The organism is Cellulomonas sp. SLBN-39, assembly GCF_006715865.1.
Taxonomy (GTDB): domain Bacteria; phylum Actinomycetota; class Actinomycetes; order Actinomycetales; family Cellulomonadaceae; genus Cellulomonas.
In genome coordinates this window covers 3,132,141-3,144,559 of sequence record NZ_VFOA01000001.1, presented here as the reverse complement: position 1 = coordinate 3,144,559, position 12,419 = coordinate 3,132,141, and the positions used below count along the sequence as shown (strand labels likewise).

Sequence of the window (12,419 nt, the reverse complement as noted above, 5' to 3'; positions counted from 1 at the left end):
CGCTGGGCCACGGGCGCCGCGTCGAGGGGTGGCGCCGGCGGGCCCGGCACGCGCGCACCGGGCTGAGGGCGGCTCAGCGGGGTTCGGTCACGTCCGGCGGCACGGCTGCGGCGGTCGGCACGGCGTCGGTGAGCACCACGGCGAGCGTCCCGGGTCCCACGTGGGCGGCGAGGACGGCGCCCGCGTCCGTGACGTGCACCTCGACGGCCTGCGCGCCGAGCGCGGCGCTCAGCCGTGCGGCGACCTCGCGCGCGGCGTCGGCCGGGCCGACGTGGTGGATCCCGACCCGCACGGCACCTCGCGTGGCGGCGTCGTCGAGCGCGACCTGCTCGAGCCGCTCACGGGCGGCACGGCGCGTGCGGACCTTCTCCGCGACGACGAGGCGCCCGTCGCGGACGGTCAGCAGGGGGCGCAGGCCGAGCACGGTGCCGAGGGCGGCGGCGGGCGCACCGAGACGGCCGCCGCGGCGCAGGTGCTCGAGGGAGTCGACGAGGAACCAGACGCGGGCGCCGTCGGCCGCCGCACGGGCCGCCGCGACGACAGGTGCGGGGTCGGGTGCAGGCAGCGGGATGCCCGGCCGGGCGAGCGCGGCCCGCCACCGCGCCCAGGCACCGGGGGCGACCTCGGTGGCGGGTGCCGGCCAGGCGACCCGGGCGGCGGCGAGCACCGCGTACCCGAGCCCGAGCCCGACGGTCCCGGAGTCCACGACGTGCACCGGCACCGGGCTCACGGTCGCCGCGGTGCGCGCCGAGTCCGCGGTGCCGGAGAGCCCGCCCGCCAGGTGCACGGACACCACGTGCGTCGCCCCCGCGGCGGCCAGGTCCTCGTAGGCCGCGGCGAACGCCGAGGGCGGCGGCTGCGACGTGCTCACCCGGGCGCCGCGCGCGAGGGCCTCGGCCAGCGCGTCGCCGCTGAGGTCGTCCTCGCGGTGCTCCTCGCCGTCGACGACGACGCGCAGCGGCACGACGCGGACCCCGGCCGCCGCCGCGAGCCCGGGCGGCAGCGCGGCGGTGGAGTCCGTGACGACCGCGACGTGCGGGGCCGGGCCGGCGGGCCGGCTCAGGCGGGCACCACGTTGACGAGCTTGGGCGCGCGCACGACCACGGTCCGCACGTCGCGCCCGTCGAGGGCGCGCTGCACGCCGGGGTCGGCGAGCGCGATCGCCCGCAGCTCGTCGTCCCCGACGGACGCGGGCACCTCGGCACGGCCGCGGACCTTGCCCGCGACCTGCAGGACGCACGTGACAGTGTCCTCGACGAGCAGCGCCGGGTCGGCCTCGGGGTAGGCGGCGTGCACGACGGACGTGTCGTGGCCCAGCCGCTTCCACAGCTCCTCCGCGATGTGCGGCGCGACGGGGGCCGTCATGGCGACGAGCGCCTCGACGGTCGAGCGCGGCGCGGGCTCGAGGGTGGTGAGGTGGTTGTTCAGCACGATGAGCTTGGCGATCGCGGTGTTGATGCGCATCGCGGCCATGTCCTCGCGGACGTCGGCGATCGTGCGGTGCAGCAGCCGCAGCGTGTCGGGGCCGGGCTCCTGGTCACCCACGACGGTCTCGCCGGTGCGCTCGTCGACGACGTTGCGCCACAGGCGCTGGAGGAACCGCTGGGCACCGACGACGGCCCGGGTCTCCCACGGGCGCGACAGGTCCAGCGGGCCCATCGACATCTCGTAGACGCGCAGCGTGTCCGCGCCGTACGCCTCGTACATCTCGTCCGGCGAGACGGCGTTCTTCAGCGACTTGCCGATCTTGCCGTACTCGCGCTCGACGGGCTCGCCCTGCCAGGTGAACCCGGTGGGCGACGCGTCGTCCTCGACGACCTCGGCCGAGGGGACGTAGACGCCGCGGGCGTCGGTGTAGGCGTAGGCCTGGATGTAGCCCTGGTTGAACAGCCGGTAGAACGGCTCGGCGCTGCGGACGTGCCCCAGGTCGTGCAGCACCTTGTGCCAGAACCGGGCGTACAGCAGGTGCAGCACGGCGTGCTCGACGCCGCCGACGTACAGGTCGACGCCGCCCACGGAGCCCTCGGGCTGGCTGCCGTGGCCGCCGCCCATCCAGTACTCCTCGAGGGCGGGGTCGATGAGCACCTCGGCGGACGTGGGGTCGAGGTAACGCAGGTAGTACCAGCAGGACCCGGCCCAGTTGGGCATGGTGTTCGCGTCGCGCCGGTACGTCCGGGGCCCGTCGCCCAGGTCGAGCTCGACGTGCAGCCAGTCGGTGTTGCGGCCCAGCGGCGGCTCGGGCTCGGACTGCGCGTCGTCGGGCGCGTAGGTGCGCGGGGAGAAGTCCGGGACGTCCGGCAGCTCGACGGGCAGCGCCGACTCGGGCAGCGGCAGGGGCGTGTCGTCCTCGTCGTAGACGATCGGGAACGGCTCGCCCCAGTAGCGCTGGCGGCTGAACAGCCAGTCGCGCAGCCGGTAGGTGGTCGTGCCCTCGCCCACGCCCTGGTCCGACAGCCACGCGACGATGCGCTCCTTGGCGGTCGGCACGTCCAGGCCGTCGAGCTGCACGTGCTCGTTCGAGGAGTTGACGAGGACGCCGTCACCCGTGCGGGCGCCGTCGGGCGTGCCCTCGGGGGCGTCGACGGTGTAGACGACGGGCAGCTCGAAGGCCTGCGCGAACGCGTAGTCGCGCTCGTCGCCGCCCGGCACCGCCATGATCGCGCCGGTGCCGTAGCCCATGAGGACGTAGTCGGCGGTGAACACCGGCAGCAGGTCGCCGGTGACGGGGTTGGCCGCGAGGTGCCCCGTGAAGACGCCGGTCTTGCGGCCGGCGTCCTGCTGGCGCTCGACGGCGGTCTTGGCGGCGGCCTGCGCGCGGTACGCGGCGACGGCCTCGACCGGGGACGCGTGCCCGCCGGTCCAGGCGCCGTGCGTGCCGTCGGGCCAGGCCTCGGGCACCTCGTCCAGCAGGGGGTGCTCGGGGGACACGACGAGGAACGTGGCGCCGAACAGCGTGTCGGGCCGGGTGGTGAACACCTCGACCTCGGTGCCGCCCTGCACGGCGAACCGCACGCGCGCGCCCGTGGACCGGCCGATCCAGTGCCGCTGCATGGCCTTGACCTTCTCGGGCCAGTCGATCAGCGCGAGGTCGTCGGTCAGGCGGTCGGCGTAGGCGGTGATCCGCATGTTCCACTGCCGCAGGTTGCGCTGGAACACCGGGAAGTTGCCGCGCTCGGAGCGGCCGTCGGCGGTGACCTCCTCGTTGGCCAGGACCGTGCCCAGGCCGGGGCACCAGTTCACCGGGGTCTGCGACAGGTACGCCAGGCGCCGCGAGTCCACGACGCGACGGCGGGTCGCCTCGTCCAGGTCCGCCCAGGTCGCACCGGGCGTGACGCCCTCGACGTCGTCGGGCACGGCGCGCGTCCCGGCCTCCAGCTCGGCGACCAGCTCGGTCACGGGGCGCGCCCGGCCGCGGCCCCCGTCGGGGCGCACGGCGTCCTCGTCGTACCAGGACCCGAAGATCTGCAGGAAGATCCACTGCGTCCAGCGCACGTACTCGGGGTCGATCGTCGCGAACGAGCGGCGCGGGTCGTGCGCCAGGCCCAGGCGGCGCAGCTGGCGCTGCATGATCGCGATGTTCGCCTCGGTGGTGGTGCGCGGGTGCGCGCCGGTCTGCACCGCGTACTGCTCCGCGGGCAGGCCGAACGCGTCGAAGCCGAGGGCGTGCAGCACGTTGTCGCCGCACATGCGCCGGTACCGGCCGACGACGTCGGTCGCGATGTACCCCAGGGGGTGGCCGACGTGCAGCCCGGCGCCCGACGGGTACGGGAACATGTCCATCACGAAGAACGGCCGCGCGCCGGGGGCGGCGTGCCGCCCCTCGCCGTCGGTCAGCGGGCCGACGGGGTTGGGCGTGTGGTAGGTCCCCCGCCGCTCCCACTCGTCCTGCCACGCGAGCTCGATCGTCTCCGCGAGCGCCGCGGTGTAGCGGTAGGGGACGTCGTCGGCGGGGCTCGCGGGGGCGGGTGTGGGCTGGGCGTTCACCCGTCGATCCTACCGATGCGGCGCGGGCGCCCGCCCCACCGTGACGACGACCAGCAGACCCACGGCCGTGAGCGCCGCACCGACCCACGCGGGGGCCAGCAGCCCCCACCCGGCGGCGATGACGAGGCCGCCGAGGAAGGCTCCCGCGGCGTTGCCCAGGTTGAGCGCCGAGTGGCACAGCGCGGCCCCCAGCGACGGGGCGTCCGGGGAGAGGTCCATGAGGCGGGTCTGCAGCGCCAGGCCCAGCACCTGCGACGTGACGCCGAGCAGCACGATCGCGGGCACGGCCGCCCACGCCCACGGGCCGACCAGCGCGATGACGACGAGCACGACGATCGTGGCGACCATGCCGGCCACGACCGTGCCGAGGACGGACCGGTCCGCCAGGCGCCCGCCGAGGAGCGTGCCGGCGGTCATGCCCACGCCGTACGCGGCGAGCACGGCGGGCACGAGCGCCACGTCGAGCCCGGTCACGTCGGTGAGCAGGGGCTTGACGTAGGAGTAGACGGCGAACATGCCCCCGAAGCCGACGGCGCCGGCGCCGAACGCGACCCACAGCGGCCCGTTGCGCAGCGCGCCGACCTCGCTGCGCACGCTCGCGGCGGGGTCGGCCGGCAGCGACGGCGTCCAGGCGGCCAGCGCGGCCAGCGTGAGCAGGCCGAGGGCGCCGACGCCGACGAAGGCCCACCGCCAGCCCACGGACTGCCCGACGACGGCTGCCAGGGGGACGCCGACGGCGCAGGCCACGGTGAGGCCGGCCATCATCGACGCGACGGCGCGGCCGCGGCGCGCGGGGCCGACGACGGCCGTGCCCATGACGGCGCCGACGCCGAAGTACGCCCCGTGCGGCAGGCCCGCGAGCACGCGGGCGACGACGAGGGACTCGGCGGTCGGCGCGAACGCGGACGCCACGTTGCCGACGGTGAACGCGACCATGAGGAGGAGCAGGAGCCGGCGCCGGTCCAGGCGCGCACCGAGGGCCGCCAGCGTGGGAGCGCCGAGCACGACCCCCACGGCGTAGGCGGTGATGGTGTGCCCGGCCGTGGGGATGTCGACGCCGAGGTCGGTGGCGATCTCGGGCAGCAGCCCCATCGTGGCGAACTCGGTGGTCCCGATGCCGAACCCGCCGAGCGCGAGCGCGAGCAGGGCCAGGCCCGGGCGGGTACCGGGGGCGGCCGACGGCGGCGCCGGACGCGCGCTCGTGGTGGTCACGACGCTCCTCGAAACGATTCGATGCGGGAGGAGGGGGCGCCGTCGACCGCCTCGCAGGGATGCACCGAGAGTACGTCAGCGCACGTGCGCGAGCCAGATCGCCCGCGCCGCGACCTCCCCCAGCTCGACCCGACCGGCCGTCGCGGCCGGTGCGCCCGCCATCACCTGCACGCTCACCACACCGGTCACGGCACGCCGCTCGTCGAGGTCGACGCGCGCGTCGAGCACGACGCCCACGCCCTCGAGGTAGCGCAGCAGCTCGGGGTCGGCGTCGGAGATCCGCGCCACCGTGTAGGGACCGGCCGGCACCTCCCACATGGGGTGGGCGTCGGGCAGGTGCACGGTGCCGTCCGGGCCCGGGATCGGGTCGCCGTGCGGGTCCCGGTCGGGGTGCCCCAGCAGCTCGGCGACCCGCTCGACGAAGCGGTCGCTCACCGCGTGCTCGAGCACCTCCGCCTCGTCGTGGACCTCGTCCCAGCCGTAGCCCATGCGCTCGACGAGGTACGTCTCCAGGAGGCGGTGCCGACGCACCATCGCCACGGCGTGCGCGCGCCCCGCGTCGGTGAGCTCGACCGCACCGTAGGGGCGGTGGCTCACCAGCCCGGCGTCGGCGAGCCGCCGTACCGTCTCGGACACCGTCGACGCACCGACCCCGAGACGGGTCGCCAGCAGCTTGGTCGTCACCGGCGTCGCCGACCACTCCTGCGCACCCCAGATGACCTTGAGGTAGTCCTGCACGACGGCACTCAGCGGTGCGGGGCTCTCCACGCTCACGCGCACCAGGGTAGGGGGCGCCCCCGACACCGGTCGGCGCCGTCCCGGCGCCAGCACCCGGGGCGCGGCCGCTCACCGACCGTCGACGCTCCAGTGCCACGGCTCGCCCGGCAGGTTCTCCAGGCCGTACGCGTGCGCGTGCTCGACCAGCCACGCGTACCCCGTCGACGACGCCGTCAGCGACCGACCCCCCTGCGTGAGGTCGACGGCCAGGCCGCGCTCGTGCCGCGACGTGCCCGGGCGCGCCGTGCTCGGGGTGCACGCGCTCGCGGGGGCCTCGTGCACCGCCTCCGGCGACGCGCCGCAGTGCGCCCGCCGCAGGGCGACCTGCTGCTCGGCGCTGCGCCACCCGCCGCCCTGCAGCACCACCCCGTCGTCGGCGGCCGCGGCGAGCATGGCGTCCAGCGCGTCGGCCAGGCAGGGGTGGACGCGGATCCCCGCCCGCGTCACGACGGTGGCCTCCTGCGCGACAGGCCCGTCGACGTCCTCGCAGCGGGTCGGCTGCACCCCGGCCGGAGCCGGCGGCTCGGGGACGGCGACCTGCCACAGGGTCGCGCCGTCGGCGGCCCGCAGCAGCAGGGCCTGGTCCTCCACGACGAGCGCCGCCCCGGGCTGCCCGGCGGTCCCCGTGCGCCACACGGGCTCCCCCGCGGCGTCGAGCAGCACCACGTCACCGTCCTCGCCGACGCGCACCTGCACGCCGGGCACGTCCTGGTCCGAGGCCCACACGGGTTCGCCGTCGGAGGCCACGACCAGACGCCCGTCCCGCACGTCGACCCGCACGTGGCCCGACGGCGACCCGAGCGACGCCGGGGCCGCCATCGACCCGCCCGGCCCGAGCCGCGACGGCCCGACGGGCGTGCCGCTGCTCCAGACCACCGACCCGTCGTCGCGTGCGAGCACGAGGTTGCCGTCGTCCTGGAGCGTCAGCGTCGTGGCGTCCTGCCCGGCGGTGCGGCTGCGCCACAGCCGCTCACCGTCCTCGTCGGCCACGACGAGGTTCCCGTTCGCCCGCAGCTCGAGGCCCACGCCGTCGCCCTGCGTCGCGGTCGACCAGCGCTCGCGACCGTCCGGGCCGAGCAGGCGCACGTCGCCGCCCTCGTCGACGACCAGCAGGTGCCGGCCGTCGGGGGACGCCAGCGTGCCACCGGCGGCGAGCCGCGCCGGCGCGCGCAGCGACGAGGGCACCAGGGCCGTGCCGGCCGACCAGTGCACGGCCCCACCGCCGTCGACCACGACGACCTCGCCGTCGTCCTGCACGCGCAGCACCGAGCCCGCCGCCGTGGTCGCGGTGCTCCACACCACCGTCTGGTCGGGAGCCGTGAGGACGACGTCGCCGGCGTCGGTGGCGGTCAGGCGCGACCCCGGCACCCCGGCGCCCGTGGACCAGCGGGCGACGCCGTCGAGCCCGTAGAGGCCGAGCGAGCCGTCGGGCTGGACCACGAGGGTCTGCGCACCGCCGGGCGCGAGCAGCGCCTGCCCCGGCGCCAGGGTCTCGCCGGGGCGCAGCACGTCCTCCCCCGGCCCGGCCGACGCGGCGAGCGGTGCGGTCAGGAGCAGCCCGCCGGCCACCACGGCCACCGGCACCGCCCGCGCGAGCGCACGCGCCGGGCCGGCGCCCTGGTCCCCCGGTCGCCGTCGCATGCCACCCCCGTGCGCGGCGACGCGGCGCGTGCGCGTCCCCGCCCGTCCAGGCGAGCACGCGCGGGGCCGGTGCGCAAGACCTGCCGCACGGTGCGCGCGCCGAGCAGCCGGGTTCACCCGCCGCCGGTGCCCCCGGTCCCGGTCGGGCGGGGCGTGGGTCCGCCGGTGGTCTCCGCCGTCGCACCGCCGGTCGGGCCGTCGGTCGGGTCCGCCGACGCGCCGTCCTCCTCGACGGGCTCCGGCAGCGGGGGCCAGGGCTCGCGGTCGCGGACCGTCACGGTCGCCTGCGGGGTCACCTCGACGACCTGCAGGTCGAGCAGCGCCCCCGTCTCGCGGTCGGCCCGCAGCACGGTCAGCGTCGCGACGCCCCGCAGCGGTCCGACGGTGGGCTGCCCGAGCGTCGCGCCCGCGGTGCTCGAGCTGATGTACCGCACCCCGGCGCCCACGGGCTCGGGCCCGACGCGCCGGTGGTAGTGCCCCGACACCTGCGCCGGCACGCACCCGTCCTCGAGGGCCTGGTCGCCGACGGTCGGGGTGTGGATCACGAGCAGGTCGACGTCCCCGTCGTCGCACGCGACCTCCGCCAGGCGGCGTCCCGCCTCGGGGGCGCTCTCCTCGGCGGCGGTGCTCGTGCCGCCGCCGATCCGCGTCTCGTTCGGGTCGGAGTCGCCGAGCAGCCGCAGCCCCGCGACCTCGACGACCGAGCCGTCGAGCACCGTCGCGCCCGCCCGGGCGTACACGCGCGACGTCTCGGCGGAGTCGTGGTTGCCCGGCGACGTGACGAGCGGCACCCCGGCGGGCACGGCCCGCGCGAAGGAGGTCACGCAGTACTGCTCGACGGACGTGCCGTTCATCGTCGTGTCGCCCGCGTCGATCACGGCGTCCGCCTCGGCGAGGGTCGCGAGGGTGCCCATCACCTGGGCCATGCCCACGTTGCAGTGCAGGTCCGAGACGAGGACGAGGACGACGGGGTCCACGACCGGACCCTCGGTGGGCGTGGCCGTGGCGGTCGGGGGCGCGGCAGCGGCTGTGGGCGACCCCGTCGGCTCCAGGCTCGCCGCGAAGGTCGGCCCCACGGCGTCCGACCCGGCTCCGGCCGTCGCCCCAGGGGTCGCCCCGTCGCCGGTCGCGCCCTGCACCAGGGCGTCCTGCTCCGCCTGCCACGAGCCCCACGCGACGACGAGCGCGTCGTCGGCCGCCTGGTAGAACTGCTCGTTCTGCCGCCACACGTCCACCGCGTAGCCGCCGTACGTGTCGATCACACCGCCGAGCCGACCGGTGACCCGCGCCCCCGCCAGCGGCGTCCCGTCGAACACCGCCGACGTCGTGCGCGTCACGGTCGGCCGGTCGTCGGGGGCGAGGCTGGACGTGAGGACGGTAGCCCCGGCGAGGACCACCGCCGTGCCCCCGGCGATCGCCCGCCGCCGTGCGTGCACGGCCGCGCGCAGGTCGCGGCGCCGCGCCCCGCCGAGGAGCGCCCCCAGGCCCAGGCCCGCACCGACCAGGACGAGCAGCGCCAGGCCCGTGCGCAGCGCCGCGTCCTGCGCGAGCGCGATCGCGACATCCTGCACCGCGGCCTCGGGGCCGGAGAAGAACTGCAGGTACGCCGCGAGGTCGCCCGACAGGGCCTGCAGCGTCGTCGCCTGCGTCAGCTCGGTCAGGTCGGCGGGGATCTCCTGCACGGTGGCCCGCACGCCGAGCGTCAGCGGCAGCGGGGAGTCGATCTGCAACGTGCCGAGCGGCCCGAGGTCGATGGTCACCGTCGCGTCGGTGGTCACGTCGTACCGCGCCAGGTGGGGCCCGAGCGACGCCTGCACCGAGGCCGTCGTCACCCCGAACGTGCCCGCTGCGAGCAGGGCCACCACGCCCAGCGCGGCGCCGCGGCGCCACCGGGACGCCGGCACGGCGCGGACCGCGCGCCACCAGCCGCGCGGGTCCAGCCGGGGCGAGGCGAGGACGTCCCGCCACGCACCGGCGGACCGTGCGGACGGGCGTCCGGGCGGGTCTGCCGGAGGAGTGGGACGGTTCATCGGCACCGAGCCTAGACGCCGCCCCCGCACCCCGCGCGGGCAGCAGCGCAGACGCCCCGCGCGCCGCACGCGGGGCGTCGTCGCACGTCAGACCCCTGCGCCCGCCCCGGGTCAGCCCTGCGCGTCCCGCCAGCGCACCCAGCGCCCGACGAGGCCGAGGTCGTAGTCCGGGCCGCTCGTGCTCAGCGTGACCAGCCCGACGCCGGCCGCGAGCAGGTCGGCGCCCACCTCGCCCGGCTCCTGCCCGTCGACGCCCAGCGAGCGCGTCACGAGGGACGCCGTGTCGCGGCCGACCGCGGCGCCGTGATCGTCGAGGATCCCGCTCTTGCGCCGCAGGGTCTCCACGTCGCCGAACGAGTGCCACACGTCCGCGTGCTCCGCCACGATCCGCAGCGTCTTGCGCTCGCCGCCGCCGCCGATCATCACGGGGATCTCGCGGGTGGGGGCCGGGTTCATCGCGGCCCAGCGCGCCCGGATCCGCGGCATCGCCTGCGCCAGGTCCGCGATCCGCGTGCCCGGCGTGCCGAACTCGTACCCGTACTCGTCGTAGTCCCGCTGGAACCAGCCGGCGCCGATGCCGAGGATCAGCCGCCCGCCGCTGATGTGGTCGACCGTGCGGGCCATGTCGGCCAGCAGCTCGGGGTTGCGGTACGAGTTGCACGTCACGAGCGCACCGATCTCGACGCGCTCGGTCTGCTCCGCCCAGGCCCCGAGCATCGTCCAGCACTCGAAGTGCCGACCGTCGGGGTCCCCGTAGAGCGGGAAGAAGTGGTCCCAGTTGAAGATCACGTCGACGCCGAGATCCTCGGCACGCAGCACCGCGTCGCGGATCTGGCCGTACCCGGCGTGCTGGGGCTGGAGCTGGACGCCCACGCGCACGCGGGGCTGGGACGGGGCTGCGGTTCCGGTCACCCGGCCACGCTAGACGCGGCGGGCCGCGCCGTCACCCGTCCCACGCCTACTGGTAGGTGACCAGGTCCGGCACCGGGTCGACCTGGTACGTCTGCGCCGGGTCCAGCATCGGCTCGTCCTCGTCGTAGAAGTTCTTCCAGCCCCAGTGCACGTCGGGCGCGTTCGTGCGCAGCGCGTCCCACGTGCCGCGCTTGGCGGGCTGCGTGCCCTGCCCGTCGACGTGGATGACGACCGCCAGCTCGTCGTGCGAGGTGTCGACGTCCTGCCGGTCGCTGATCATCCGCAGCGAGAACTGGTGCAGGACGAGCATCTTCTGCGGCAGGTCGCGCTCGCGCGTGAACCGGGCGAGCCACTCGGAGGTCTGGTTGATCTCCGCGGCGCTGACGGAGCCGATCTGGCGCAGGTGCACCTGGTCGGGCGCGAGCCGCCACTCGGGGTCGAGGGCGAGCCCGACGTGCGGCTCGTCGAGCAGGTCGGCGTACCGCTGCGCCTGGGTGCGGAAGTCCGTGCGCCCCGGCTGCAGGTCGAGCACCACGTAGGCGCCGTCCTCGCGCGCCGCGTCGACGAGCGGGCGCAGGTCGTCGACCGACCGCTCCTGGGAGTGGTCGCCGTCGTCCCCCGGGCCGGCGGAGGCGACGGTCGCGATGATCTCGACGGCGGGCACGACCACGTCGTCGGTCAGATCGCGGAACGGCGCGGCGTGCTGCTGCGCACGTGCGAGGGTCGCGGGCACGTCCTGCTCGCCCAGCACACCGAGCGACGGCGTCCCGGGGGTGCCGTAGAGCGCCACGTACCGCTTGCCGGGCACACCGTCGCCCTCGGGGAACACGAGCTGGCCGCCGCCGGGCAGCTGCACGCCCGTCGACGCGGACGCGACGCGCCGGGCCAGCGCCTCGGGCGGACCGAGGTCGTCCGTCAGCTGGAGAACAGCGTCCGGACGGGCCTCGGCCAGGGCCTCGACCGTCGCGCTGGTGGCACGCGGGTCGCCGCCCGGCACGTCGAGCACGTCGACGCCGGCGGCCGTGAGGGTGGCCAGGACCGCCGGGGACGTGCCACCCCGGCCGGCCAGCGCGACCGTCGTGCGATCGGGGGCGACGGGCGGGAGCGTCGGAGGCAGGACCGCCGCCTCCTGCGTCGACGTCGGTCTCACGGCTCCCTCGGCAGCGGCCGTGGCGCGCGCCGTCTCTCCGCCCTCGGGCACCTGCCGGACGAGCGCGGTCGGTTCCGCCGGGTCGAGCGCCCGGACAGCGGCGCCGACCCCGTCGTCGGGCACGGGCTCGCTCTCACCCACGTCGAGCCCGGTGGCGGCTGCCAGCGCCGTGGCGTCCGCCCCGGCAGGCACGCGCACGACGGCGACGTCGGGCGGGAGCACGTCGACGCGCGCGCCACCGACGACGAGGGCCGCGGTCGCGCCGAGGCGGACGACCTCCTCCTCGACCCCCGTAGGCGCGGGGGCGCCGGTCTCCGGGCGGGGCGGGGCCACGAGCGCAGGTGCGCCGAGCGCGACGGCGGCGGACGCGGCCGTCAGCCCCGCGGCGGGGTCGTCGGTCGCGGCGAGCACGACCACGGGCGCGGACGCGAACAGGGCGCGCGACGCAGCCACGGCGGCAGATGCCGCGGCCTCGGGACCAGGACCGGCGGGGACGAGACTCGTCACCGGACCGGTCGGCGCCGCCAGGACGGCCGCGACGGGGTCGGGCGACCTGGTAGACGACGCCGTCGCCGCATGGGTCGTCTGCGCGGCCGGATCGGCGAGCCAGGTGCAGCCGGCGAGCAGCGCGAGGGCGACCAGGACTGCTCCGCCGGTCACGACGCGGCGGGAGTCGGCTCGGGCACCGGGGCGAGCGGGTCGCGGCACACGTC

General features: G+C 76.6%; 8 protein-coding genes. All 8 read right to left on the bottom strand.

Annotated elements, in window-relative coordinates:
- Nucleotides 1-73 precede the first annotated feature (73 nt).
- Entirely contained in the window at nt 74-1,063 is a 990-nt protein-coding gene (locus tag FBY24_RS14325) for a DegV family protein (protein WP_142163577.1), read from the bottom strand.
- On the bottom strand, nt 1,060-3,984 hold the full coding sequence (gene leuS / locus FBY24_RS14320; RefSeq protein WP_142161598.1) for a leucine--tRNA ligase: 2,925 nt from the start codon (nt 3,982-3,984) through the stop codon (nt 1,060-1,062). The genes FBY24_RS14325 and leuS overlap by 4 nt, the downstream gene beginning before the upstream one ends.
- 9 nt (nt 3,985-3,993) lie before the next feature.
- Nucleotides 3,994-5,196 (bottom strand): MFS transporter, encoded by a 1,203-nt coding sequence (locus tag FBY24_RS14315; RefSeq protein WP_142161596.1) that lies wholly within the window; start codon nt 5,194-5,196, stop codon nt 3,994-3,996.
- Between the two features lie 75 nt (nt 5,197-5,271).
- Complete coding sequence (locus tag FBY24_RS14310) at nt 5,272-5,970, bottom strand: metal-dependent transcriptional regulator (RefSeq protein ID WP_142161594.1); 699 nt, start codon at nt 5,968-5,970, stop codon at nt 5,272-5,274.
- Nucleotides 5,971-6,042: 72 nt separating this feature from the next.
- The gene (locus FBY24_RS14305; RefSeq protein ID WP_142161592.1) at nt 6,043-7,614 is read right to left on the bottom strand and encodes a D-alanyl-D-alanine carboxypeptidase family protein; all 1,572 of its coding nucleotides are present in this window, start codon (nt 7,612-7,614) and stop codon (nt 6,043-6,045) included.
- Between the two features lie 113 nt (nt 7,615-7,727).
- On the bottom strand, nt 7,728-9,644 hold the full coding sequence (locus FBY24_RS14300; RefSeq protein WP_142161590.1) for a metallophosphoesterase: 1,917 nt from the start codon (nt 9,642-9,644) through the stop codon (nt 7,728-7,730).
- Between the two features lie 111 nt (nt 9,645-9,755).
- A complete protein-coding gene (locus FBY24_RS14295; RefSeq protein WP_174243499.1) occupies nt 9,756-10,556 on the bottom strand; it encodes an LLM class F420-dependent oxidoreductase in 801 nt (266 codons plus the stop codon).
- A gap of 46 nt (nt 10,557-10,602) precedes the next feature.
- Complete coding sequence (locus tag FBY24_RS14290; protein ID WP_142161588.1) at nt 10,603-12,366, bottom strand: hypothetical protein; 1,764 nt, start codon at nt 12,364-12,366, stop codon at nt 10,603-10,605.
- Between the last annotated feature and the right edge of the window lie 53 nt (nt 12,367-12,419).